Origin of the sequence: Chitinophaga sp. YR627 (assembly GCF_900114995.1) — a bacterium.
GTDB lineage: Bacteria > Bacteroidota > Bacteroidia > Chitinophagales > Chitinophagaceae > Chitinophaga.
The window spans coordinates 966,070-992,500 of record NZ_FOUX01000002.1 but is presented as its reverse complement, the minus strand read 5'-3'; the positions used below and the strand labels follow the sequence as shown (position 1 = coordinate 992,500).

The window sequence follows — 26,431 nt, the reverse complement described above, 5'->3', positions numbered from 1 at the left end:
CAAATAATCCATGTCATGATGAAGATTTTAAGCCAGACTATGCTGCTCCTGCTGGCAGCCATCACAACTTTTGCACAGCAAAAACCATTGAACGTAGGCGTTGCCGGCCTTACACACGACCACGTGCATCTACTGATGCACCAGTGGAAAAAAGGGCAGGTCACGATTGCAGGTATCGCCGAGTCAGATGCACAGCTGATCGCCCGTTATAAAAAGAGCTACCAGTTGCCTGATTCGCTTTTTTATCCGGACCTGGCCACATTACTGGCGCATAAGCATCCGGATGCCGTACTGGCCTACAATGCGGTAGCAGAGCATATCAACGTGGTGGAGGTCTGCGCGCCAAAGGGTATTTCCGTAATGGTAGAGAAGCCGCTGGCGACTACGGTAGCACAGGCTGATCGTATGGCGGCACTGGCAAGGAAGCACCACATTCACCTGTTGACCAATTATGAAACCACCTGGTATAATACCAATCAGTACGTGTATGACCTGGTGAAGAAACAGGATGCTGTTGGTCCGGTGCGGAAAATGGTGGTACACGATGGTCACGAAGGTCCAAGGGAAATTGGTTGTTCTGAAGACTTCCTGAAATGGCTGACCGACCCGGTAAAAAACGGTGGTGGCGCCCTGATGGATTTCGGTTGTTATGGTGCTAACCTGATGACCTGGATGATGGATGGCAAGGCGCCGGTTTCAGTGACAGCTGTAGCACGTCACATTAAACCTGCGGTGTATCCAAAAGTGGAAGATGACGCGACGATTTTGCTGGAATATCCGGAGGCAACAGGCATTATTGAAGCATCCTGGAACTGGCCGTTCAGTATTAAGGACTGGGAAGTATTTGGTAAGTCAGGTTATCTGCATGCACTGAATCCAAATGATCTGCAACAGCGGAAAAAAAGTGAATATCAGCCGCTTAAAGTACCGGAAGCAACCTATACGGATAATATTACATATCTTGCAGCTGTATTGAATGGCTCACTGAAGCCTGATAATGATCTTTCTTCGCTGGAAAATAACCTGATCGTTGTGCGTATACTGGAAGCAGCCCGCACTTCAGTAAAGGAAGGCAGAAAGGTCATGTTAAAGTAGTCGTTAGCTACCAGACAAGCAAACAACATTAAACATATGCGCAGCCACACCGTTGTCCACAAACAACGGTGTGGCTGTCTTGATATAAGACTATCCAACAGTAACACTATTTTAAAAGGAACCTATGTCTAACCAAACCAAGAGAATCCAGTCGCCAGGAGAACGCGCCTGGATCATTACCCTTACCGCGCTGTTTGGAATAACAGCTGTCCTGCTATTCTACATTATCATTTGTATCTGGCCTTCCGGCTATGTCAGCAGCAAAGATCCTTTCCGCCTGTTCGGCACTGTGTATACCATTACAGCAGAACACCGTTTCCTGTTGCTGATGATACTCGGTGGTGCACTGGGCGCCAATGTTCACCTCATCATCTCATTTACCGCGTTTGTGGGTAACCGCATGTTTGTTACTACCTGGATCCCCTGGTACCTGTTAAGGCCTGTTATTGGTGCCGGTATGGCCATGTTCTTTTATATGCTGCTGAGAGGGGGGATATTGACTTACAGTCCGCCGGTAGCGCCACAGTTGCCGGAAAACAACCAGGTAACAGAAAACACTTCCCCGGCACCTGTTACAGAAGGTAATGTCCAGGAGGGAAATGTACAGGAAGGAAATGTGCGGCCGGACTCTCCGGAGCAGGCTGCTACGCACACTGATACTGTGAAACCAGATTGTCCGCCGGTAGTTAATGAAGCAATACCAGCGGCTACCCGTGATGAAGCGAATCAGCCAAGAGACAGCGTGCCGCTGAACCCTTATGGTATGATGGCCATTGCATGCCTGGTAGGGCTGTTTTCCAAAGAAGCGTCTGAGAAACTGGAAGAAGTATTCAAGACCTTATTCAACGTCAAGGAAAAGCCTGCATTTAAGGATCCATTACCAAAGGACAAGGAACAGACTAATCAGGAGGATACCGATTCTGCTACTGATGCAGATAGCGATCTGACAGATCAGAAAACGGAGCCAACAGAATAAGCGATCAGATCCTTTTTTCTTTCCGAACGAATTTCCGGTGTATGATCTCCTGCACCGGAATTCCTTCGATCTTGCTTTCCAGCCATGAGATGATATCCAGGTACAGGAATGACCTGCGTTCGTAAGGATTCTGCGATAGCTGTACCAGCCTTTCTTTCAGATCGGCAAAGGCGTTGCGCAGGGCTTTGGGATGGGCATAAATGTTCCTGCGGAGGAATTTGAGGATTTCCTCCATCATCTGACCAAGATCTTTGTTTTTAGCGATGAAGTGGTAGACGGACTTGATCAGGTATTCCACCAGACTGTAATTCTCCAGTTCGTAGTGGGCAATGAGGTGTAATATTCTTGCAAAACACTGAATATCAGCCCGTAAATTGCCTATGCGAAGGTGTATGATCTTATTCAGGTATACAATTGCCTTGTTATTGTCGCCACTGCCGAAGTACAGACAGGCGATCTTGTAGTAAAACAGCAGCACACGGTGCTGGTCTATTTTCAGCTGATGCTCGGCGATATCGGCTTCCAGCTGTGGCACCAGTGACAATCCTTCGCTGAAAGTGCCTTCCAGGAAGTAGTGGTTAATACGGGCTGTATACACATATACAAAGGCGGAAGTCTTGGTGTTTTCGTTAAAACTCTCCTGATTCTCAGTAATGAATGTTTCCAGCTCCGCCAGATCCCTCATGAATTTGTCGTGGTTCATGGTATAGAAATGGGCGGTCAGCAGGTTGTGCATCGCTTTGATATACAACTCAACGTCTGTGCGCTGGAGGGAAGGGTATTCTTTGAAAAGGTTCACCCATTTCTGGGTATAACGGTAAAACATGACGAAATCCTGGAGAATGTAGTAATACCAGCTATAGGCCTGATAAAGGTGTATCTTCTCATAGAAGCTCATGTCCTTGCTACAGTCGGGAGGTAATTCGTGCTCAAAGAAGGATTTTACCATTTTAGCGTCTTTCTCATCACGGGCATGACCTAATTTGAGGTACAGGCCATACATCCGGAGGGAAAGGGTGGACAGGCGACTGATATTGCTGAGGCGGAGTTCTATCTGACGGGATTCTGCACTGAGTTCATCAGCCCGGTTTTCCAGGCTGCGGGTGATGTGTCTGCTCTCGATCTGCTTTTCAAACTCAATAATTTCATAGCTTAGCATCACTTCTTCCTGCTCAATAGCCGTTGCTTTGGCCTTGGAGAGAATACGAAGGCTCTGGTTATAAAGTCCCTTACTGTATAATACGCGGGCGTAATCCAGCTGTTCCCTGAGGTCGATCAGGGGATCTTTCTGCTTGTACAACAGGCGGAGGCTGGTCAGCAATTGTTTATATAAATGGGCCTTTACATTACTGAGCTGTTGTTTTTTGATGGCGGGTATCTTTTTGAGGATCAATTCCTCATCATACTCCTTTAACTTGTCCAGGGTATTGAATAACTGAATGAAAAGGACGTCCTCTTTAGTATTATTTTTATTAAAAGCAAGTTGAAAATTCCGCTTTTCGGCTTTCGTCAGTGTTTTTATTAATATAAACAGAGCGTCGTGCTGGTTGTTGGACATCGTTAATAATGTGTTATAATTAGCTGACAATCAAGTCAGTATCGCTTGTCAGGCGTAGTTATATATCGTAATTAAGTCAAATTTAGCTATATGTTAATTAACATTGACCATTAGCTTTGAAGGTACAAACAAACTAGGAAGCACAAAATTATCAATTTAGCTGGTGCCAATGGGCCGATCATCTCTGCCCGGCCCGCCACAAAATGTAAAATTACGGATGGGAAAAACATTATTTGACAAGATCTGGGACAGCCACGTAGTGGTTAGCAAACCCGGCTTTCCGGATGCAGTATACATCAATACACATTTTATTCATGAAGTGACCAGTCCGCAGGCTTTTGACGGACTGCGTAAAAGAGGTATACCGGTTTTCCGTACGGCTAAGACCCGTGCGACAGCCGACCATAACGTACCTACCATTGACCAGCACCTGCCGATCAAAGAGGCCCTGAGCCGCAAACAGGTAGAGATGCTGACAGCTAATACCAAAGAATTTGGTGTGGAACTGTACGGTCTGGGGCACCCTTATCAGGGGATTGTGCACGTGATCGGCCCTGAGCTGGGTATTACCCTGCCAGGCATGACTATCGTGTGTGGTGACAGCCATACCAGTACACACGGCGCCTTTGGTGCGATCGCTTTCGGTATCGGTACATCCGAGGTTGAACAGGTACTGGCTACCCAGTGTATCCTGCAATACCGTCCGAAACGTATGAAGATCGAGGTGAACGGTCAGCTGAAAAAAGGCGTTGTTTCCAAAGACATCATCCTGTACATCATTTCCAAAATATCTGCTTCCGGTGCTACCGGTTATTTCGTGGAATATGCCGGTGAGGCAATCCGCAGCCTGAGCATGGAAGCCCGCATGACCATCTGTAACATGAGTATCGAGATGGGTGCGCGTGGCGGTCTGATAGCTCCTGATCAAACCACCTTCGATTATATCAAGGGCCGTGAGTTTGCGCCAAAAGGTGCTGACTGGGATAAGGCACTGGCATACTGGGAAACACTGTATACCGATGCTGATGCTGAGTTTGATGTGGTGCTGACATTTGACGCAGCTGACATTGAACCAATGATCACTTACGGTACTAACCCGGGTATGGGTATCGGGGTAACCCAGCACATTCCGGCGCTGACCGAAGTGGATGACAAAGAAAAACCATCTTTCAAAAAATCCCTGGAATATATGGGACTGGAGCCTGGTAGCGAACTGCTGGGTAAGAAAGTGGATTATGTATTTATCGGTAGCTGTACGAACTCCCGTATCGAGGACCTTCGTATGGTGGCTGACTTCGTAAAGGGTAAGAAAAAGGCTGAAGATGTAGTGGTATGGATCGTACCTGGCTCAAAACAGGTAGAAGCACAGGCGAAGGAAGAAGGTATTGATAAAATATTTGAAGCTGCGGGTTTCCATCTGCGTCAGCCAGGCTGTTCTGCATGTCTGGGTATGAACGAAGATAAAGTGCCTGCCGGCATGTATTGTATCTCTACTTCCAACCGTAACTTCGAAGGTCGTCAGGGTCCTAATGCCCGTACCTTCCTGGCCAGCCCGTTGTCAGCAGCAGCAGCAGCTATCACCGGTAAAGTAACAGATGTAAGAGAACTGGTATAATATAACTGAGAAATGTCCTGGAACGCTGAATTATATAAGGAAAAGCACGCTTTTGTATTCGGTTATGGTAACAACCTGATCGAATGGCTGCAACCCGCGGCTGGAGAACAGATACTGGATCTTGGCTGTGGCACCGGTGAACTGACCGCTCAGGTGGCGGAAAGCGGTGCAAAAGTAACAGGACTGGATAGTTCTGCTGCGATGATCGCCAGCGCAAAGGAGCATTTTCCGCAGGTTACTTTTCAGGTAGCAGATGCTACGTCTTTCTCGCTGTCAACGCAGTTTGATGCCATATTTTCCAACGCTACCCTGCACTGGATCCGCCAGCAGGAGAAGGCGCTGGACCGTATTTATCAACATCTGAAGCCCGGCGGCCGTTTTGTACTGGAAATGGGCGGTAAGGGCAATGTGAATGACATCACCGGTGCACTGGAGAAGGCGATGCAGAACAGAGGATATGCTTATAAACCATTCTGGTATTTCCCTTCTGTGGGTGAGTATACCTCGCTGCTGGAAGAGTATGGGTTCAGAGTGAACCAGGTCCTTTACTTTGACCGTGAAACCGAACTGGCAGATCCTGAAAATGGCATAGTGGAGTGGCTGCAGATGTTCGGAGCACACTTCCTGGACCAGGTACCGGAGCAGGACAGATTACCGCTCCTGCAGGAAGTACAGGAGTCGCTGCGGGCGACTAACTTCCGCGATGGTAAATGGTATTCGAAGTATGTGCGCTTACGTGTAAAAGCAGAAAAAATTAAAACAGATCTTTAACTTTAAAATGAAAGACCTTCTCCGGAAGGCTAAAATATAATGAGTAAGACTTTTCAACACCTTGTATCTACCGCAGTTCCTATTGCGATTGAAAACATCGATACAGACCAGATCATCCCTGCCCGCTTTCTGAAAGCAACTACAAGGGATGGTTTCGGAGAAAATCTCTTCCGTGACTGGCGCTTTGACACTAACAATGAGCCTAAACAGGACTTTATCCTGAACAATCCGATCTACAAAGGTGAGGTATTGGTAGCAGGTAAGAACTTTGGTTGCGGTTCTTCCCGTGAGCATGCTGCATGGGCAATCGGCGACTATGGTTTTAAAGTTGTGATCAGCAGTTTCTTTGCTGATATCTTCAAGAACAATGCGCTGAATAACTTCATTCTGCCAATCACTGTAACTGACGAATTCCTGGACAAGATCTTCAGAGCGATCGAAGCAGATCCTGCTACTCAGCTGGAAACCGACCTGGAAAAACAATCACTGAAGATCGTCGCTACCGGTGAAGAAATTTCTTTCGACATCAATCCATATAAGAAAGCCTGCCTCATTAACGGCTATGACGATATTGACTACCTGTTGAGCCTTCGTAAAGAGATCGAATCATACGAAGCCAGCCGTGAGTTTAATTTTTAACATTTCACTTCAGCGGTTTAGCTTTACTTTTCAAAAAAGAAGTAAACCACTGGGTGTACGACGAAGTAAACATCAATTTAAATCAACTCTAAACTAAATGGGCGTAGACAAAAAGATACTGGTAATTCCCGGAGATGGTATCGGACAAGAGGTGACAGCCTGGGGTCAGAAAGTATTGGAAACAATTGCTGTAAACTACAAGCACAATTTTGTTTTTGAAGAAGGCATAATGGGGCATGTTGCCATCGAAGCTACCGGTACTCCACTGCCTGACGAAACATTGGAAAAAGCCCGCAAAAGCGATGCGATCCTGTTTGGTGCTATCGGTCATGCGAAATACGACAATGACCCTACACTAAAAGTACGTCCTGAGCAGGGATTGCTGAAAATCCGCAAGGAGTTGGGTCTCTACGCGAATCTGCGGCCTATTAAGTTGTTTGATGAACTGCTGGAAGCGTCCAGCATTAAGCCGGAAATACTCCGTGGAGCAGATATCCTGTTCTTCCGTGAGCTGACCGGGGATGTATACTTCGGTGAGAAGAAACGTTCAGAAGACCGCAATACTGCATCTGACCTGATGATCTATCACCGTTATGAAGTAGAACGTATTGCCCGTAAAGCATATGAAGCTGCACGTTCCCGCCGTAAAAAGCTTTGCTCTGTAGATAAAGCGAACGTACTGGAATCAAGCCGTCTGTGGCGTGAAGTGGTACAGGAACTGGCCAAAGAATACAGTGATGTGGAAACAGAACATATGTTCATCGATAACGCTGCTATGCAGCTGGTGAAAGATCCGAAACGTTTTGATGTGGTGCTGACAGCAAACCTGTTTGGCGACATCCTGACGGACGAAGCTTCCCAGATCGCTGGTTCTATGGGTATGCTGGCATCAGCATCTGTAGGTGACAGCACCGGTTTCTATGAGCCTATTCACGGTTCTGCGCATGATATCGCTGGTAAAGGCATTGCCAATCCGCTGGCGTCTATCCTGTCTGCAGCACTGATGCTGGATATTTCTTTCGGACTGAAGAACGAATCCCTGCGCGTGATCAAAGCTGTTGAAGCTACCCTGAAACAAGGTTACCGTACAATGGATATTGCTAACAAGCATACGGAAAATCATTACGTAATGGGTACAGATGCAATGGGTGCAAAAGTGCTGGAAAATCTGAACTGATCAATATCCAACACAATTACCTGAATAAAGTAATTTCTCCAATAACACAATTAATTTAAGATGAGCGATAAAAATCGTGTATACGTCTTCGATACTACTCTCCGTGATGGCGAACAGGTCCCTGGTTGCCAGCTTACAACCGTCGAAAAGATCGAGGTCGCTAAGGAACTGGAACTGCTGGGAGTAGATGTTATTGAAGCTGGATTCCCGATCTCCAGCCCTGGTGATTTCCAGAGCGTAGTTGAAATATCCAAGGCAGTCAGCGAACCAATTATCTGTGCGCTGACACGTGCCAATACAATGGATATTGATGCAGCTGCTGAAGCACTCCGCTTTGCAAAACGCAAACGTATTCATACTGGTATCGGTGCTTCCGATATGCACATCAAATATAAATTCAATAGCACCCGTGAGGACATTCTGAAACGTGCAGTAGATGCTGTGAAGTATGCCCGCAAATTCGTGGATGATATTGAGTTCTATGCAGAAGATGCTGGTCGTGCTGACAACGAGTATCTGGCAAGAATGATCGAAGCAGTTATCGGTGCAGGTGCTACTGTAGTAAACATTCCTGATACGAATGGTTACTGTCTGCCTGACCAGTATGGTGCGAAGATCAAATACCTGATGGATAACGTATCCAACATTGATAAAGCGATCATCTCCGTACATTGTCATAATGACCTGGGTCTGGCTACTGCCAATACCATTGCTGGTGTTATGAACGGTGCACGTCAGGTAGAATGTACGATCAATGGTATCGGTGAACGTGCTGGTAATACTTCTCTGGAAGAAGTAGCGATGATCCTGAAAACGCATCACGCGATGGGTTATCATACCGGTATCAATTCAAAACGCATCTTTGGTATCAGCAACATGGTCGAGACCATGATGCGTATGCCGGTGCAGGCTAACAAAGCGATCGTAGGTCGTAACGCATTCGCACACAGCTCCGGTATTCACCAGGATGGTGTGTTGAAACATCGTGAAAACTATGAGATCCTGAATCCTGAGGATGTAGGTATCGAGTCCAATTCGATCATCCTGACTGCACGCAGTGGCCGTCATGCGCTGAAGCATCACCTGGAGCGTCTGGGCTACAAGATGGACAAGATCAACCTGGATGAAGTATATCAACGCTTCCTGGTAATGGCCGATCAGAAGAAAGACATTAATGATGCTGATCTGCAGGAACTGATGGGTGATGGTGATGATAAGAACTTCGATGATGATAAAGCGATCAAGGTTACTTTGCTGCAGGTAGTATGTGGTGATCCACTGCGTCCGATGGCAACTGTAAAACTGAAGATCAACGGTGAAGAAAAAGAAGCCAGCTCCGCGGGTAATGGTCCTGTAGATGCAGCTATCAATGCTATTCACGAGATCATCAAAGATCAGATCGACATTGATGAATTCAACATCCAGTCAATGCGTGGTGGTAGTAAAGATGTAAGTAAAGTAAACATGCGTGTAAAACACAATGGCCAGTCTTATTATGGCTACGGTTACTCTACTGACATCGTGAATGCCTCTATGCATGCGTACGTAGATGCACTGAACAAGATCTATTAAGCAACACTTATATGAATGAAAGAGCCTCGTCACTGACGGGGCTTTTTTATTTGATACTGCTGAAGGGAATATCCATCAAAGGATATTGCCTGTAATCTTTCAGATAATAATGCCACCATTCTGTAGGGAGAGCGGTGAAACCATATTTCTCCATTGTCGTCCGCAATAGTTGTCTGTTATCCGACACAATAGTATCTGTAACAACATAGGCATGATGTGCCTTTTCTGTGAAGTCGTCAAAATCAGTAGGCATGGCTACCGGCTTGCCGCTGCGTAAATAAATAATCGTAAGATCTACTGCAATACCCCGGTTATGCCCTGAACCGTTACGGGGATCAGCTGCATAACGGTCGTCGGGTACGATCTTCCACATTTTCTCTGTGATACTATAGGGGCGATATGCGTCGTAAATCAGTAATCCCAGTCCTTTTTTATTAAGCTCCTGTTGTACGGCCCTTAATGCTTTGGCAGCTGGGAGTCGTAGATATACGGCTGCATTGGAATATAGTTGCTGATGGGTAAAATTTACTTTGGTGGCGTAGCGGATGTCTTTCAGTATGCCAGGAATATAAGTAGTGATATCCACCAATACCTGGTTACTGTCTGCCGCCGCCAGTTGCTTATACAACACAACCGTATTCACGACAGGTAATCCATATTTATTCAATGGAATTTGCTGTGCGGATGCGATGAATATATTGCTTGTCAGTATGACATATAACAGAAAAATAGCTGACCTGGAGGCAGTCCGGTAATTGATTTTCAACTGTTTTTTATTTAAATATTCTGAAATATGGTAATAAAGTACAAGTTACTGGTAAAAAAGGATAGTTTTTGCCTTGGTAAAAGGGTTATTTTAGAACCCTTAAATTAAGGAAAATATGAACCTGTTTAGATTAGACAACAAAGTGGCTGTGATCACCGGCGGTGGTAGCGGCATAGGGCAGGCAATAGCGAAGGTATTTGCGGCGCAGGGCGCTGATGTACATATTATTGAGTTGAACGAGGAAGGCGGTAAACAAACGGCGGCTGAAATTGCAGCGGCAGGCGGCACTGCACAGGTACATGCCTGTAACGTAGCGCAGCAGGCAGCTGTTGTCAGCACGGTGGATAAGATCATTGCTGCAGCAGGCCGTATCGATATACTGGTCAACTGTGCCGGTATTGCACATGTAGGTAAACTGGAATCCACTACGGAGGAAGATCTGGACAGGGTATATAATGTGAATGTGAAAGGCACCTACAACTGTATGTTTGCCGTGATCAAACAGATGAAAGAACAGAAAGGCGGGGTGATCCTGAACGTTGCTTCCATTGCTTCCAGCGTGGGTATTCCTGACAGGTTTGCTTACTCTATGAGTAAAGGTGCGGTACTGACCATGACCCTTTCCGTAGCGAAAGACTATATTAATGATGGTATCCGTTGTAACTGCGTGTCTCCTGCGCGTGTGCACACACCATTCGTAGACGGTTTCATCGCGAAAAACTACCCTGGTAAAGAGCAGGAAATGTTTGATAAACTGTCAAAAACACAACCGATCGGCCGTATGGCTAAACCTGATGAGGTAGGTACACTGGCTTTATTCCTTTGTTCTGCTGAAGCTGGATTTATCACTGGTTGTGACTATCCACTGGATGGAGGATTCATCAAGCTGAATAATTAAGGAAGCGTAAAATGCGGCTTACGAATGATGGATTGGTTATATTCGTAACTCACATTTCTTAATTCTCATTCGTAAATCAACGCATAATTCCATGAAAGCTTGGTCTTTATTACTTATTGCAACATTATTCTTTGCCTGTGATTCCAACCAGAAAAACACAGCTGCTGACGCAGATGACACCACTACTGCGGGTGAGGCATTTCAACCGGTAGCACCTGCGGGAAAAGTAACTGTTTCGTTTCCTGTAACAGATACCACTGAGATCAAAATGGTATTTGAACTGGATGGTAAAACAAAGGAGAAGAATTTCGAATTGCCACTTGCAAAAGATGTACAGGAGAAAGATCTGTACCGTCTGGTATGGGACAAACCTAACAGCTGCTACATCGGTGTATTGAAACAGAACCGTACTACCCGTTACTATCATGCCAGCGTGGATGATAAAGGGTATCTGCAGATCAATCACGTGGGAACACCACCGGCAGGCGTATGGCAATATGCAGAAAATAAACTCGGACTGGGTAAGGTGAGTGCTACCAGCGAGACACAGATCGAACAGACCTTAACTACCAACCTGAAGTCCGGAAATATCATTGCAGACTTTATCGTAAAAATAGTGCCGTTATCATCTAAAGATTCAGTACATGTATATGCTGAATTTGCGGGTGCTAACAGAACACTGACACAGACTGTACCTGCCGGTAATAAAGTAGGTATTGTGGCATCAGGAAAAGATAAATGTTTTGTTGTGCTGGAGCAGGATGGTAAGCTGACCAATACCTACGAAATAAAAGTAGAGGGCGGACGTCTGGCGATCAATTCATTAACAAGATAGTAAGACGGCCTTCAAAGGTCATAACGTTTAGTAAAAACAGTAATTTTTTATATGAAACTGATCAGATTTGGATTACCAGGTGCAGAAAAACCAGGTATCGTAACAGCAACAGGTACCTTCGATGTAAGTGCATTTGGTGAAGACTTTGGTGAGAAATTCCTGGAGACAGACGGTTTACAGCGTCTGGCTGCATGGTGGGAAAAAAACAGTGGCAGTTGTCCGCAGGTACCGGCAGGTACCCGCCTGGGTGCTCCTTTACAGCGTCCTTCAAAAATCATTTGTATTGGTCTGAACTATGCTGACCACGCAAAAGAAACAAACGCACAGATCCCACAGGAGCCAATTGTATTCTTTAAGAGTACTTCCTCCCTGGTAGGTCCTAATGATGATCTGACCATTCCACGCAACAGTGAGAAAACTGACTGGGAAGTAGAACTGGCAGTAGTGATCGGTAAGAAAGCCAGCTACGTTGAAGAAAAAGACGCGCTGGATTATATCGCTGGTTACGCATTGCATAACGATTACAGCGAACGTGCTTTCCAGCTGGAACGCGGCGGACAATGGGTAAAAGGTAAGAGCTGTGATACATTCGCTCCGCTGGGCCCATGGCTGGTAACCAAAGATGAAGTAAAGGATGTGGATAACCTGCGCCTCTGGCTGACCGTAAACGGTAAGACTATGCAGGACGGTACTACCGCTAACCTGATCTTCAAAATACCTTTCCTGGTTTCTTATCTGAGCCAGTTTATGACCCTGCTGCCAGGTGATGTGATCTCTACCGGTACACCAGCAGGTGTTGGTTTGGGTATGAATCCACAGGTATACCTGAAAGCAGGTGATGTGATTGAACTGGGTATCGACGGACTGGGTACTTCAAAGCAGACAGCTGTTGCATTTAAATAACTGAACAATTAGGAATTAGGAATTAAGAATTAGGAATTGTGAATGAAGTGTGTACATCAGGTACAATTGATTGTATCTTTTACGTTCTTCATTCCTGATATCTGTTTTCAGCGGTTTATCGCCAATTCCTAATTCCTAATTGATAATTCCTAATTGTTTATGAAACGTTATTGCCTCGCACTTGATCTTGTAAACGATCCTGTGCTGATAGCAGAATACGAAGCCTATCATCGTGAGATATGGCCGGAAATAAGAAAGAGTATCGTTGACAGCGGTATCACCAATATGGAGATCTATCGCATTATGGATCGTCTTTTTATGATCATGGAGGTAAACGAAAGTTTCTCTTTTGACGCAAAAGGAGCGGCAGATGCGGCAAATCCGAAAGTGCAGGAGTGGGAAAAGCTGATGTGGAAATATCAGCAGGCCCTGCCGGTAGCTAAACCGGGTGAGAAATGGGTGATGATGGACAGGATCTTTTCACTACAGTAATGTAGAAAGACTGCAGTAGGGAAGTATAGCTTTATAGCCACTGATAAGGAAGATAAACGTTATGAAATAATGATTATAGACGCACACCAGCATTTCTGGCAATATCACCCTGTAAAGGACGCCTGGATCACAGATGATATGAAAGTGATTCAGGAAGATTTTCTGCCACAGCACCTTTTGCCTGTATTACAGGAAAATGGTGTGGATGGTTGTATCGCGGTACAGGCAGATCAGTCAGAGACTGAAACCGGCTTTCTGCTGGAACTTGCAGATCAACACGCTTTTATCAAAGGAGTAGTAGGATGGGTGGACCTTCGTGCGGAAAATCTTTCCGACAGACTGGCCCATTATCGTCAGTATGAAAAACTGAAAGGTTTCCGACATATTGTGCAGGGAGAACCTGATCCTTCTTTTATTCTCAGGGAAGATTTCTGTAAGGGAATACGGGCACTGGCTGCGCATGATTTCACATACGATATACTGGTGTATCCTGTGCAACTGCCCGCAGTCGCAGCATTTGTACAACAGTTCCCTGATCAGCGGCTGGTCATTGATCATATGGCCAAACCTTACTTTAAAACAGGTGATATCAGCGCCTGGGAAACACATATGCGGGCAATCGCGCAGCAACCTAATGTCTACTGTAAACTCAGTGGACTGGTGACAGAAGCAGACTGGCAACAATGGGAAGCAGCCCATTTTGCACCTTTCCTGGATGTTGCGCTCGAAGCTTTTGGGGCAGAACGACTGATGTTCGGTTCCGACTGGCCGGTATGCAAGCTGGCTGCCAGCTACACAGAAGTGAAAGCAATTATTACCGATTATATCAGCCGTCTTTCCGATGCGGAAAGAGCGGGCATTATGGGCGGAAATGCGGTGAGGTTCTACGGACTGTAGCACCTTCGCCTATTTAAAATTATTTAAACCATTGACATGGATCTTGGATTAAAAGACAAAGTATTTATAGTAACGGGAGGAGCGAAAGGAATAGGAGAAGCGATCTCAAAACTGATCGCCGCTGAAGGTGGTATTACTGTTATTGCTGGCAGAAGCACGGAGGACAACAATAAAACTGTAGAGGCAATCATCGCTGCCGGCGGACAGGCAGTTGAAGTAACCGGAGAACTGGGTGAAGTGGACGCCTGCAAACGTGTGATCGACTTCACTATACAGCGGTTCGGACGTATCGACGGACTGGTAAACAATGCCGGTGTAAATGATGGCGTCGGACTGGAAAATGGTAGTCCGGAGAAGTTCATGGCTTCTTTGCAGAAGAACATTTCCCACTACTACAACCTGGCGCACTATGCGTTGCCATACCTGAAAGAAACAAAAGGTAATATCGTCAATATTGGGTCTAAAGTGGCAGACACCGGTCAGGGTAATACTTCCGGTTATGCTGCATCCAAAGGTGGTATCAATGCCCTGACACGCGAGTGGGCGGTAGAACTGCTGCCTTATGGTATCCGTGTGAATACAGTGATCCCTGCAGAAGTATGGACGCCATTGTACGAAACCTGGATCAATTCTCTGCCAAATCCTGAGGAAAAACTGGCTTCTATCGTTGCCAAAATTCCTTACGAAAGACGTATGACCACTTCAGAAGAAATAGCGAATATGACCGTTTTCCTGTTGTCAGGCGTATCATCCCATACCACCGGCCAGATCGTTTACGTGGATGGAGGTTATACACACCTTGACAGATCCATCAGCTAGTTGCCAACAGCAATTTTCATCATATAAATTATACTTATGGCCGGAGCCGCAATGCCCACTTCCACAGTTAAGGCAAACATCGATACAAAGAAGAGTTACCTGTTTCCGTTTATACTGGTAACGAGTTTATTTTTTCTATGGGCGCTGATCCATAATATGAGCCCTATCCTCATTCCACACCTGAAGAAAGCTTGTCAGCTGACAGACATGCAATCTGCATTTATTGACTCTGCGGTCTTCGCGGCCTACTTCCTGATGGCATTGCCGGCAGGTGCGGTCATGAAAAAGTTCGGCTATAAAGCGGGTATCATTCTGGGCCTGTGCCTGTATGCAGTGGGTGCATTTCTCTTTCTTCCGGCCGCCAGCACCCGTGATTATACTTTCTTTCTGGGTGCTTTGTTTATTATCGCTACTGGTCTTACTTTCCTTGAAACGGCTGCAAATCCTTATGTATCAGTATTGGGTAGTCCTGAAACAGCTACTACCCGTCTGAACCTTGCCCAATCCTTTAATGGTGTGGGTGCGATGATTGCACCGATATTAGGCGCGAAATTTATTCTTTCCGGTACAGAACTTTCTAAAGAACAACTGGCCGCGATGTCTCCGGATGCATTGCAGCAATACCTGGTTGGAGAAGCGAGTACCGTGAAGATCCCTTACCTCGTGATCGGCGTGGTGGTATTACTGATTGCGGCGCTTTTCGTTGTGACGAAAATGCCGGAAGTCGTTGAACAGGAGGATGAGAAATTTGATGAAACAGCAGGTACAAAAGGCAGTATTTTCAGACACAGACATCTGATCGCTGCGGTTGTGACAATGTTCTTTTATATCGGCGGACAAGTAGGCGTTAATGCTTTCTTTATCCGTTTTGCGAAGTATACTGCGGGTATTGGTGAAAAAGAAGCTGCTGTGTTGCTGGGTTCTGTAGCAGGTCTGGGCTTTATGATCGGTCGTTTCTTTGGTACTTTCCTGATGCGTACAGTTAAACCACAAACATTACTGGCACTCTACGGTGTGGTGAATGTGGCACTGATACTGATCGCTATGACGACCAAAGGACAGGTCGCTATATGGACTGTACTGGCGGTACCATTTTTTATGTCTATCATGTTCCCGACAATATTCTCACTGGGTATCAAGGGACTGGGTGGTGATACAAAATTCGGTTCTTCACTGATCATTATGTCTATCGTAGGTGGCGCTATTTTTCCGCCGCTGATGGGGCTGATCTCTGATAATTCAAATATCCAGATGGCCTATATCCTGCCATTGATCTGCTTTGCAGTAGTGGTATGGTTTGGTACAAAAGGGTACAAACTCGATAAAGCACACTAGCTCATTCGTGATATTAATCAAGAGGTTGTTTCAATCGTACATCTGAAGTACATTGAAACAACCTCTTTTCTTTTATTACTTTTATTACTTGTTCAGCAGCTCACTGAGTTTTTGTAATAACTCTTCGCCGCGCAGATTTTTAGCTACGATGATGCCATTTTCATCTATCAGGAAATTGGCGGGTATCGCTCTTACACCATATGTCTTTGCAATTTCGCTTTTCCAATAGGTCAGTTCTGATACCTGTGTCCAGTGTAACTGGTCTTTTTCTATTGCGTTGATCCATCCTTCCTTACTTTTATCCAGTGATACACCGAATACGCTGAAGCCTTTATCCTTGTATTGCTGGAAGGCAGCAACCACATTCGGATTCTCTCTGCGGCATGGTCCGCACCAGGATGCCCAGAAGTCGATCAGCACATATTTGTGGTGATCATCGGAGAGTTTTACCGGTTTACCTTCTGTATCGTTTGCTGTAAAGTCAGGCGCTTTTTTCCCGACAGCCACGGTCTTCAGTACTTCCTTAAACGCCTGTAGCGATTTAACGTATGGCGTTTGGTGCAGAGATGGGTCGAGCAATTGTATATTTTGTTCTATTTCTTCGGCTGTCAGTCGATAAGCATAGTTTCTATACAATAAATAGGCGGATACCAGTGATTTTGAATGGTCTTTGATATACTCGCTGATATTGACGTCTTCCAGTTTTTTAAACGCGGTAAACTGGTCCTGCAGGGCAGAGCCGGATACTTCAGCATGACTGTAATAAGCAGCAGAATCCAGTTTCACCTTCACCTGGCGCTGGTCCAGGAAAACATATAGGTTTGGTCCGGTGGTATCCAGGGTCAGGCCATAGAGTTCAGGCAGTTTGAGACTGGTGCGGAACGAGAATTTACCATTTTTGATCTTAGCTGAATCGATGGTATTGAATGTCTTGTTATCAAAGCGTTGCAAATAGACCGTTCCTGTGGTTGCGGGTGTTTCACCCTGAAGATCCAGTTTTTGGGTTGTCTGTGCGCTGGTGCTCATGCCTGTAAGCAATAGTGCCACTGGTAGTAACTTTTTGTATTTCATGATTTCGTTTTGCCAGTTTATAACTTGGGTTTATACAACGATTCCTGCCCCAGAAAACATTCCTGTATTTGGTGGTGAAATACATCGGTTTTTTACCAGAAGAGGGAGTATTAGTTGGCGGTTTTAAAAGTCTACTTGTTTTGTAGACATTGCAAATGTATAGATTTATTTTTTAACACCAATGATAATTCCCGAAGCCCAAACCTGCTTTGTCAGTACCAGATCTTCTCTTGCTTCCAGGTCTTTTATCAGCTGTGTGGCTTTTTCCTGGTGTCCTTCCGGCCAGTTAGGCTGTGGCAGCATATCGTCGATGATATAGAGGCCGCCTTTGTTCAGCATGGCCAGTGTTTCTTCCAGCATGAGGTATTTTCCGTGCCAGGTATCCGCGAAGATAAAGTCAAATTTCCGGCGTCTGTTTTCCTTTAACCATTCTCCTCCGTCAGCATTGACAAGTTTTATTCTGCTGTCATCGTTCAGAAAACGGATAGCGATATCCAGGTATTCCTGTGCATTATCAACTGATATCAATGTACTTTCTTTATCCATACCATCCAGTATCCATGAGGTAGAAAGTCCGGTACCTGTACCAAGTTCAAGAAAGCTGCCGTAGGGTTTCGCTGCCGCCAGGCTGCGGAGCAGGGAGCATGTCAGTGGGTCAGAAGCCATCGTAAATCCGGATGCGTTCGTTGCATCAACAATGTACTGATAGTGGTCAGGGTATTGCTGGAGTATGTCCTGTGTCATGAGCTGTTTATTAAATAGGTCCTACGACAAGTTAGTAAAAAAAATCACTTACTTTCGGTATTATGAAGCGCCTGTTATCTCTGATATTCCTGTTTACCTATACGGGCACAGCCGCACAGCAGGTGCAGCTGGATATCAACCACGTAGTAGGAGGGCTGCCGATGCAACTCAAAACAGCTACTTACAGCAACACTGCAGGCGATACCTTCAATATCACGCTTTTCAGATATTACCTGAGTAATTTCTCTTTCTCTGATGCAACCGGAAAGACAGTGGCTGCGGAGAAGGGATATTTTCTTGTCAGTGAAGATAGTATTCCATCCAGAAAATTAGTGTTGCAGCAGTGTCCGAAGGGGCGTTATACGCAGCTGCATTTCATGATAGGCGTAGATAGTGTATTGAATTTCAGCGGACCACAATCAGGCGCGCTTGATCCGATGTATGGGATGTTCTGGACCTGGAATAGTGGCTATATTATGGCCAAACTCGAAGGTAATTCTCCTTCCTCCCGTTTGCCTAACCACATGATACAGTTTCACATAGGAGGCTATAGAGCACCACATGTCACACAGCGCATGGTTACCCTGACGCTGCCGGAACCTTTGGTTGTAGGTCAGGGAAAGACACCACATTTATCACTGGAGGCAGATGTTGCTACCTGGTTTGATGGTGCTTATAAAGTCATTTTCACACAGTTAGCCGGATTCATGGCGCCAGGTACAGCGGCGGACAGGATCGCGGATAATTATCAGCATATGTTTTCCGTTAAGAAAATAGTAAATCAGTAACGGCACATGACCCGGAAGGTGATATATCTGCTTTGTGCTTTCTGCCTGTGGTACTGGCTCATGGGAGAAGATCGTGATGCACTGACGGCTCACGCTCCGGTGGTGGAATACTATCAGCTGAAAATACCGGACAGCCTGCCCCCGCCGGTCTACAATTTCAAAAACAACCCGCTTACAAAAGAAGGGATCGCCTTAGGCAGACACCTGTTTTATGATCCCAAGCTCTCCGTAGATAGTTCTATTTCCTGTGGTTTCTGTCATCAGCAGTTTGCCGGTTTTGGTCACTATGACCATGCCCTCAGTCATGGGGTACTGGGCAGAACGGGCAACCGGTCGGTGCCTACATTGTTCAACCTGATCTGGCAAAAGGACTTCATGTGGGATGGAGGCGTCAATCATCTCGATATTCAGCCTTTAACGCCCATTACAGACGAGAACGAGATGGGAATGGATCTCAGGGCATTAATTGATCGTTTGCAGGGAAATCAGACCTATAAAAAGCTTTTTAAGGCAGCCTATGGTTCTGAGGAGGTGACCAGTGAGCGGATGTTTAAGGCACTGTCACAATTTATGGCGACCATGCTCTCCTTTGAATCAAAATATGATAGCGTGATGCGCCGGGAGCCGGGCGTGACTTTCACAGCAGAAGAGCAGGGTGGGTACCGGACGTTCATGCAGAAATGTGCCAGCTGTCATAAACCGCCTTTGTTCACTGATTACAGTCTGCGGAATAACGGACTGCCATATCTGCCTTCTATGAACGATGTAGGCCGTATGCGTATCACCAACAATACAGCCGATTATCTGAAGTTTAAGGTGCCATCGCTGCGCAATGTACTTGTTAGTTCACCCTACATGCACGATGGCCGTTTCTTTGATATTTTCCAGGTATTTGATATGTACGATCATGGGCAGGAAAAAGGGAATACCATTGATCCTCTTGTGAAGAACGGTATTCCCCTGAATCCGAAAGAACAGCGTCAGCTGTATATGTTTCTGAATACGTTGACCGACAAAAAATTCATTAAAAACCAGGACTTCAGCGAAATCCTGATCACCGATTAAGGCTTACAGTTTCCATTGCTCTATCAGTGTTGCTACCTGCTGTTTATAAGTCGCCAGATCTGCCAGTGTTTGCTGAATGAAACTGTTATCATCCAGTTTACCGACCACGGCTTCCATCTCTGCTTCATTTTCATAAGTCATCTGACGGAATGGATTCTGGTAATCTTTTGCGCGGGAGCGGTAGATATTTTCCGTTAGGTAAGTCTGCATATGCAGGGACTGCATCAGACAATCTTTCAGGAAAGCAGGTGTGAAATCCCGGGCTTTCTTCTCTTCTATATATAACAGGGAAGCAATCGCATGCTGCAGTTTATCTGTTGCATAATGTGCGCCGATCGTCTTATAGTTTTCATGCAGTTCAGACCAGCCTTTGATAGTACCTGTGCGTATCTGATTTTTCAGATCTGCCAGTGTTTCTTCTTTCATCAGTTGTCCGCCTACATTATGCCATGGACCCCGTTCTGCTGTTTCAACAATACCGCGCAGTGTTGTGAAGTTGTGCGTTTCATCCTGTGCGATATAGCTGAAGATATTTCTTATGGCGTAGAGGTTGATCAGTTCTCTGAAGAGTGGATATGAACGGTGTACTTTCAGCAGTTGTACTTTACGCGAACTGTTTTCCACATTGGACGCATAGATCGTTAATCTGCCTGCTTCTTCCGGATCATGCATCAACAGGTCTTTTCCTTTTTCCTGGAAGTCATGTACAGACAGCGAACTGTTATCATGTTCATGTTTCAGGTACCATGCCTGGCCGGTAGCGATCTCCATCAGTGCCATCGAGTGGATCATTTCTTCCACACTATCCGGCGCGAGGTAATCGTATTCTATCAGCTGTGTTTTATCTGTACGTTTATCGCGGTCGATATATTTCCAGGAGTTACGGGCCAGTGCATACATGTTGTGCATGAACCAGTAGCCTGTCATGATCCGGAGTGTATTGTGCTGTTCGTCATTCAGTACAAGACTGAATGGGAAAGGCACATCCATTTCATACATGTAGGTGCCTTTGGCGATCAGCATAAAGCTGGCAAAGCGTGAGTTATGTTTGAGGCTCACACAGAGTCCCGGCCAGAAGCCGCGTCCTGCGATGACTTCGCCATCTGCGCCGCGTGAGTTATGATTGGAACCTATTGTAGCGCCGGCTGCCATATTACTCTGTCCCATGATCAGTGCTGCACACAGGAAGGAGTTGTTATGGTGTTGCTCATGTGCCGGAAAGATCAATGAATTCAGTACTTCACAACAGGAGATGGTTGCATTGTTGCCCAGGTAGGAGTTAATCAGACGTGCGCCGTATTTCAGCTGCGAATGAGAGGCCATCACGAAACGTACCGCTTTCACACCATAGAATACACGACAGCCGTAACCAACGATGCCATTTACCAGTTCGCAGCCTTCTCCGATCTGGCTGGTGGCTTCTGCCGAACTGTTGATAGTAACATTCTTGATCTTATTGGCGCCTTTCAGATAAGCATCCGTACCGATCGTCACATCTTTGATGATCTTACAGTTCTTGATCACACTGCGGTCGCCTACCATACCGTAGTAACCGCGTTTTTTATCAAACTGATTTTCTGTGAATACCTTGAACTGTTGTTGCAGGGCTGCATCGTCGCGATTGCGTGTCCAGAGCCAGGCATCACCCGGTAACATACCATCGAAAGGCATCACGCTTCTGCCACCGTTTTCATTGCAGAGTTCCAGCCAGATACGCAGTGATTCTGACTCGCCTTCCTTCACGATACCGTTACCGAATTTGGCGTGATCAGTCGTTGTCATTTCATTGACATTACAGATGATCACTTCGTTGCCGATAATATAGTGAGATAGATAGTTGACGTTATGGATAACTGCATTGTCGCCGAAATCGCAGGAGGAGATCGTGCTGTTATACAGACCAACGGGTAGTCTCAGGTTATGGAATTCAAGATAGTAAGGTTCCAGTTTTCCGATACGCACCACACCAAAGAAGTGGCAGTGTTTTACCAGTTGCGGATTGAATTCGTTGGCAACAAAAATGTTATTCCAGTCATCTGAGGTATTATCATTACGCACCAGTATTTCAATCTCAAGCGCCGTGAGTTTACGGTAGTTGGTTTGCTGTTTACCCAGTTGACTGTTCCGCAGGTAATACTCGTCTTTGCCTTCAGGCAAATAAGGAGCCGCTACAAAATTGTAGCCTAACTCGGTGAGTGGCTTCTTCTGTATTACATTCATCAAAAAAGAGTTGAAGTTTTACTATTCTACGGTTACTGATTTGGCCAGATTTCTTGGCTTATCCACATCAAATCCTTTTAGTACACCGATATGATATGCAAGCAGCTGCATTGGAATTACGGATACAATAGGTGCTACCAGTTCATCAGCAGCAGGCACTTCGATGATATCATCTGCCAGACCGCGGATCGTCTGATCGCCTTCTGTTACGACTGCGATCACTTTCCCTTTACGCGCCTTTATTTCCTGGATATTAGATACTACTTTCTCGTAATAGCTGTCTCGTGTAGCAACAAAAACAACAGGCAGGTTTTCATCAACCAGTGCAATCGGCCCGTGTTTCATTTCAGCAGCAGGATAACCTTCTGCATGGATGTAAGAGATCTCTTTCAGCTTTAAAGCGCCTTCCAGTGCTACCGGGAAATTATAACCACGGCCCAGGTACAGGAAGTCGCGTGCGTCTTTGTATTTATCTGCCACCTGTCTGATCTGCTCATTCAGTTTCAGCACGGTTGCTACTTTATCAGGAATAGCATCCAGTTCATCGATCAGGTGCTGTAAGCGTTGCTGTGTAATGCTGCCTTTTTCCTGTGCGACTTTCAGACCTATCATACACAGTACTGCCAGTTGCGCGGTGAATGCCTTGGTGCTGGCAACTCCTATCTCAGGACCGGCATGTGTATAGGCGCCGGCATCGGAGATACGTGCGATAGAAGAACCTACCACGTTACAAACGCCGAGTATGATCGCGCCTTTCTGTTTTGCGCTTTCGATGGCGACAAGGGTATCGGCTGTTTCACCTGACTGAGATACGGCAATGATCACATCACCTTCTCCTACTACCGGATTGCGATAGCGGAATTCGGAAGCATATTCCACTTCCACAGGAATGCGGCATAATTCCTCGATCATGTATTCAGCTACCAGTCCGGCGTGCCAGGAGGTGCCACAGGCAACGATGATGATACGTTTTGCCTGACTAAGCATAGCTGCATGCTCACGGATACCGCCCAGTGTCAGTGTACCACGTTTCGCATCCAGACGGCCACGCAAGCTGTCGAAGATGGTTTGTGGCTGTTCAAATATTTCTTTCAGCATGAAGTGATCATATCCGCCTTTCTCAATGGCAGCCAGTTCGATATCCAGTTTCTGGATATAAGGCGTCTGCCGTTCATTGGAAATATTCTTCAGGATCAGTTCATCTGCTTTGATAATAGCAATTTCGTAATCGTTTACATACACTACTTCTTTGGTGTACTCCACGATAGGGGAGGCGTCGGAAGCAAGGAAGTGTTCTCCTTTACCTACACCGATCACCAGTGGACTACCCTTACGGGCAGCAATGAGGGTATCCGGATTATCCTGGTCAACGATCACGATCACATAAGCGCCTACGACTCTTTTCAGGGCAATACGCAGGGCTTCTTCCAGACCGCATTGGTTGCTCGTCTGTATCTCTTCTATGAAGTGGATCAGGACTTCTGTATCTGTATCGCTTTTGAAGATATGGCCTTTCTTCAGCAGCTCCTGTTTAAGCTGGGCATAGTTTTCTATGATACCGTTGTGGATCATAGCGAGTTTGCCATTGCCGGAAGTATGAGGGTGAGAGTTACGATCACTGGGTTCGCCATGTGTGGCCCATCTGGTGTGTCCTATGGCTATATGACTGTGTGTGTCTTTCCCGCTGAGAAAGTCTTCCAGTTCTGCTACTTTTCCTTTCTTCTTATAGACTTTCAGTTCTCCATTCAATAGTGCTACGCCTGCACTGTCATATCCGCGGTATTCTAATCTTTTCAGTCCTTTTAATACGATTGGGTAGGCTTCCCGTTGGCCTATGTAAGCGACTATTCCGCACATAAAATGTTTTTCAGTTTACATGGATAAAGCGTGCAAGTTGTATAAAAAATGTGAAAAACGTATAAAAGATTGCGAATTATGGCCCAGAATAACAAAATGAGCCTCATGCTCTTAGTCGTCAGAATATTCTTTAGGTACTATTACTTATACTTTTTGGGCCACTCACCATCATCAAATTGTATGCCTGCCTGGAAAATTCGTAATTTGTCCCCTTTAACCGAACATGAGGTCCTATGAGATATGTAATAATACTATTACTAAGCTGCCTGGCATGTGAACAGGCGCCACCTGAAAAACAAGCGATTCCGGTTGCGGAAGACAGCACTTTTCTTACCGGCACTTTCTACCTGGTGCGTCATGCTGAACAGGCTGGAGTGGATTCTGCGCTGGCTGAAACAAGCCATCAGCAGGCAGGTGCACTTTACCGCTTACTGCAGGACTCAGGTATCCAGAAGATCTACTTTACCCGTTATCCCGGTAGTCTGGACATGGCGGACTCTATGTATCAGTATCTGAGTCTTGACACCGCTTCTTATGTAGCTGATTCCTCCGGAGAGGGTTTATTATATGAGATCACCCGTCAGAAAGACTGGGGAAAGAAACTGCTGGTGGTGGGGAATAACCGCGCGCTGGTGCCGATCATGCATTCGCTGAAGGCAAAGCCTAAGATTGACTCTGTTGCCGGAAAAGATTACAGCAGTCTGTTTATCGTCAGAAAGTATAAGGATAGTGTACGTTGTAAAAGACTGAACTATTGACATAAAAAAACCGGAATAGGAAGGAGGTCTGATATCTGCCCTGCTATTCCGGTCCGGTCACTTTGTGACACTTTTATAAAGTATTGTCAGCGTGGTTGTTATGAGTTTGCTATATCGATGACCAACCGTTTCAAGCCATTGTATATGAAGTTGTTACGGACATGAGGTGGACTTGATGCGTATCTGAGCGTTTTTTATCAGAGCATTACTCCCTTCAACAGCGTATAAGCTACTGAGAAATAGATCAGCAAACCAGTCACGTCTACCAGTGTCGCCACAAAGGGCGCTGATGACGTAGCCGGATCTGCCCCCAGCTTTTTCAGGAGCAATGGCAGCATAGAGCCTGAAAGCGTTCCCCATAGTACGACCCCGATCAACGAAATACCTACTGTTAAGCCGATCAGTATAGTATGATCGCCGTAGGTATGAAAGAAGGCATTCCACAACAGGATACGGATAAATCCGATCAACCCTAACACACTGCCCAGCAACAGGCCGGAGATGATCTCTCTGCGCATCACCTTCCACCAGTCAGCAATACTGATCTCACCCAGCGCCATCGCCTGAATGATCAGGGTGGAGGCCTGAGAACCACTATTACCACCACTGGAGATGATCAGCGGTACAAAGAGGGCCAGTACCACTGCCTTAGCTATTTCGTCCTCAAAGAAGCTCATTGCGGTCGCTGTCAGCATTTCTCCGATAAAGAGTACAACCAGCCAGCCGATCCTCTTTTTCATCAGCTTAAGGAGGGGAATATCCAGGTATGGTTCATCCAGTGCCTCGGTACCACCGATACGCTGGATGTCTTCTGTATGTTCTTCATTAGCGATCCAGAGGATGTCATCGATGGTGATGATACCCAGGAGGATGCCTGTGTCATCCACGACCGGTAGTGCGACCCTGTTTTCCATACGGAACACCTGGATAGCTTCTTCCTGGTCATCGCTGACATGTAAGGCGACGAAGCGGTCATCCATCAGGGTATGCACCACGGTATCGGGTGCTACCAGCAGAAACTCCCTGATCCGGAAGTCATCTATCAGTTTTCCCTTTTCGTCTACCACATAGATCACGTCGATGGTCTCACTGTCTTTACCGTATTCCCTGATATAGCGTAGTACCTGTTTCACGGTCCATTCCTCCCGTACAGCGATGTACTCAGGCGTCATGATACGTCCCACGCTGGTTTCAGGATAGCCCAGCAGGCTAAGGGTGATCTTACGTTCTTCCGGGTCAAGGAGCTTGATCAGCTCTTTTACCACGTCGCTATGTAATTCCCCCAGGAAGGCGGTACGGTCATCCGCTGGTAGTTCATTCAGCAGCTCAGCGACTTTTGCAGCGGGCAGTTCCCGGATCACGTCTTCCTGTATATGAAACTCCAGGATCCTGAATGCTGCAGAAGCACGGCCTATGGACAACTGATTCATGATCACGTCAGCATGCTCCGGCAGCTCGTGAATGAGCTCGGCGATGTCTGTGATAAGCTGGTCATCCAGGTACACTTTCAGTTCCGGGTAGTTCTGCTCAGCGACCAGCGTCTCAAATTTTTCCAGTAATACTTCATTTTCCATATTCCA

The 26,431-nt window shown here is 46.1% G+C and carries 24 protein-coding genes; 17 read left to right on the top strand and 7 right to left on the bottom strand.

Annotated features, from left to right (window positions below; genetic code table 11):
- The first annotated feature begins 15 nt into the window (after nt 1-15).
- Together BMZ72_RS12605 and BMZ72_RS12600 are read left to right on the top strand one after the other, a co-directional pair.
- Nucleotides 16-1,095, top strand: coding sequence for a Gfo/Idh/MocA family protein (locus BMZ72_RS12605; protein WP_255373189.1), 1,080 nt, complete (start codon nt 16-18; stop codon nt 1,093-1,095).
- Nucleotides 1,096-1,219: 124 nt separating this feature from the next.
- Complete coding sequence (locus BMZ72_RS12600) at nt 1,220-2,071, top strand: MATE family efflux transporter (protein WP_089808770.1); 852 nt, start codon at nt 1,220-1,222, stop codon at nt 2,069-2,071.
- A 4-nt stretch (nt 2,072-2,075) separates the two neighbouring features.
- Here BMZ72_RS12600 and BMZ72_RS12595 read toward each other — a convergent pair whose 3' ends face one another.
- The gene (locus BMZ72_RS12595) at nt 2,076-3,629 is read right to left on the bottom strand and encodes a hypothetical protein (RefSeq protein WP_089808768.1); all 1,554 of its coding nucleotides are present in this window, start codon (nt 3,627-3,629) and stop codon (nt 2,076-2,078) included.
- A 217-nt stretch (nt 3,630-3,846) separates the two neighbouring features.
- Here BMZ72_RS12595 and leuC point away from each other — a divergent pair, with 217 nt between their 5' ends.
- The 5 genes from leuC (at nt 3,847) to BMZ72_RS12570 (ending at nt 9,403) form a co-directional block, all read left to right on the top strand.
- Entirely contained in the window at nt 3,847-5,244 is a 1,398-nt protein-coding gene (leuC, locus tag BMZ72_RS12590) for a 3-isopropylmalate dehydratase large subunit (protein WP_089808766.1), read from the top strand.
- Between the two features lie 12 nt (nt 5,245-5,256).
- On the top strand, nt 5,257-6,015 hold the full coding sequence (locus tag BMZ72_RS12585) for a methyltransferase domain-containing protein (protein ID WP_089808763.1): 759 nt from the start codon (nt 5,257-5,259) through the stop codon (nt 6,013-6,015).
- 39 nt (nt 6,016-6,054) lie between these two features.
- The gene (gene leuD, locus BMZ72_RS12580; RefSeq protein ID WP_089808762.1) at nt 6,055-6,654 is read left to right on the top strand and encodes a 3-isopropylmalate dehydratase small subunit; all 600 of its coding nucleotides are present in this window, start codon (nt 6,055-6,057) and stop codon (nt 6,652-6,654) included.
- A 97-nt stretch (nt 6,655-6,751) separates the two neighbouring features.
- Nucleotides 6,752-7,831: a 3-isopropylmalate dehydrogenase gene (leuB, locus tag BMZ72_RS12575; protein WP_089808760.1), complete on the top strand. Its 1,080-nt coding sequence runs from the start codon at nt 6,752-6,754 to the stop codon at nt 7,829-7,831.
- A 60-nt stretch (nt 7,832-7,891) separates the two neighbouring features.
- Entirely contained in the window at nt 7,892-9,403 is a 1,512-nt protein-coding gene (locus BMZ72_RS12570; RefSeq protein ID WP_089808758.1) for a 2-isopropylmalate synthase, read from the top strand.
- A gap of 46 nt (nt 9,404-9,449) precedes the next feature.
- Here the strand turns inward: BMZ72_RS12570 and BMZ72_RS12565 are convergent, their stop codons facing one another.
- On the bottom strand, nt 9,450-10,169 hold the full coding sequence (locus BMZ72_RS12565) for a M15 family metallopeptidase (protein WP_177222776.1): 720 nt from the start codon (nt 10,167-10,169) through the stop codon (nt 9,450-9,452).
- Nucleotides 10,170-10,284: 115 nt separating this feature from the next.
- Here BMZ72_RS12565 and BMZ72_RS12560 point away from each other — a divergent pair, with 115 nt between their 5' ends.
- From BMZ72_RS12560 to fucP, 7 genes are all read left to right on the top strand, one after another.
- Nucleotides 10,285-11,067 (top strand): SDR family NAD(P)-dependent oxidoreductase, encoded by a 783-nt coding sequence (locus BMZ72_RS12560; protein ID WP_218155238.1) that lies wholly within the window; start codon nt 10,285-10,287, stop codon nt 11,065-11,067.
- A gap of 91 nt (nt 11,068-11,158) precedes the next feature.
- Nucleotides 11,159-11,902, top strand: a complete 744-nt coding sequence (locus BMZ72_RS12555) for a hypothetical protein (RefSeq protein ID WP_089808754.1) — start codon at nt 11,159-11,161, stop codon at nt 11,900-11,902.
- Nucleotides 11,903-11,953: 51 nt separating this feature from the next.
- Nucleotides 11,954-12,805 carry a fumarylacetoacetate hydrolase family protein gene (locus BMZ72_RS12550; protein WP_089808751.1) on the top strand — a complete coding sequence of 284 codons (852 nt, stop codon included), beginning with the start codon at nt 11,954-11,956 and terminating at the stop codon, nt 12,803-12,805.
- Between the two features lie 159 nt (nt 12,806-12,964).
- Nucleotides 12,965-13,297, top strand: a complete 333-nt coding sequence (locus tag BMZ72_RS12545; RefSeq protein WP_012789663.1) for an L-rhamnose mutarotase — start codon at nt 12,965-12,967, stop codon at nt 13,295-13,297.
- A 69-nt stretch (nt 13,298-13,366) separates the two neighbouring features.
- Nucleotides 13,367-14,194 (top strand): amidohydrolase family protein, encoded by an 828-nt coding sequence (locus BMZ72_RS12540; protein WP_089808749.1) that lies wholly within the window; start codon nt 13,367-13,369, stop codon nt 14,192-14,194.
- A gap of 36 nt (nt 14,195-14,230) precedes the next feature.
- Nucleotides 14,231-15,013: an L-fucose dehydrogenase gene (locus tag BMZ72_RS12535; protein ID WP_089808747.1), complete on the top strand. Its 783-nt coding sequence runs from the start codon at nt 14,231-14,233 to the stop codon at nt 15,011-15,013.
- Nucleotides 15,014-15,049: 36 nt separating this feature from the next.
- Nucleotides 15,050-16,348: an L-fucose:H+ symporter permease gene (gene fucP / locus BMZ72_RS12530; RefSeq protein WP_089808745.1), complete on the top strand. Its 1,299-nt coding sequence runs from the start codon at nt 15,050-15,052 to the stop codon at nt 16,346-16,348.
- Between the two features lie 84 nt (nt 16,349-16,432).
- Here fucP and BMZ72_RS12525 read toward each other — a convergent pair whose 3' ends face one another.
- Entirely contained in the window at nt 16,433-17,419 is a 987-nt protein-coding gene (locus BMZ72_RS12525) for a TlpA disulfide reductase family protein (protein WP_089808743.1), read from the bottom strand.
- A 165-nt stretch (nt 17,420-17,584) separates the two neighbouring features.
- Nucleotides 17,585-18,163: an O-methyltransferase gene (locus BMZ72_RS12520; RefSeq protein ID WP_089808741.1), complete on the bottom strand. Its 579-nt coding sequence runs from the start codon at nt 18,161-18,163 to the stop codon at nt 17,585-17,587.
- A gap of 62 nt (nt 18,164-18,225) precedes the next feature.
- On the opposite strand from BMZ72_RS12520, the gene BMZ72_RS12515 reads away from it, so the two are divergent.
- The gene (locus BMZ72_RS12515; protein WP_089808739.1) at nt 18,226-18,951 is read left to right on the top strand and encodes an MbnP family protein; all 726 of its coding nucleotides are present in this window, start codon (nt 18,226-18,228) and stop codon (nt 18,949-18,951) included.
- A 6-nt stretch (nt 18,952-18,957) separates the two neighbouring features.
- Nucleotides 18,958-20,016, top strand: a complete 1,059-nt coding sequence (locus BMZ72_RS12510) for a cytochrome-c peroxidase (protein WP_089808737.1) — start codon at nt 18,958-18,960, stop codon at nt 20,014-20,016.
- Nucleotides 20,017-20,019: 3 nt separating this feature from the next.
- On the opposite strand, the gene BMZ72_RS12505 is transcribed toward BMZ72_RS12510, so the two are convergent.
- On the bottom strand, nt 20,020-22,236 hold the full coding sequence (locus BMZ72_RS12505) for a DUF4954 family protein (RefSeq protein WP_089808735.1): 2,217 nt from the start codon (nt 22,234-22,236) through the stop codon (nt 20,020-20,022).
- 21 nt (nt 22,237-22,257) lie between these two features.
- Nucleotides 22,258-24,093, bottom strand: a complete 1,836-nt coding sequence (gene glmS, locus BMZ72_RS12500) for a glutamine--fructose-6-phosphate transaminase (isomerizing) (RefSeq protein ID WP_089808733.1) — start codon at nt 24,091-24,093, stop codon at nt 22,258-22,260.
- Between the two features lie 233 nt (nt 24,094-24,326).
- On the opposite strand from glmS, the gene BMZ72_RS12495 reads away from it, so the two are divergent.
- Nucleotides 24,327-24,851 (top strand): hypothetical protein, encoded by a 525-nt coding sequence (locus BMZ72_RS12495; RefSeq protein ID WP_089808731.1) that lies wholly within the window; start codon nt 24,327-24,329, stop codon nt 24,849-24,851.
- A 197-nt stretch (nt 24,852-25,048) separates the two neighbouring features.
- Here BMZ72_RS12495 and mgtE read toward each other — a convergent pair whose 3' ends face one another.
- Nucleotides 25,049-26,425 carry a magnesium transporter gene (mgtE, locus tag BMZ72_RS12490; RefSeq protein ID WP_089808728.1) on the bottom strand — a complete coding sequence of 459 codons (1,377 nt, stop codon included), beginning with the start codon at nt 26,423-26,425 and terminating at the stop codon, nt 25,049-25,051.
- Nucleotides 26,426-26,431 lie beyond the last annotated feature (6 nt).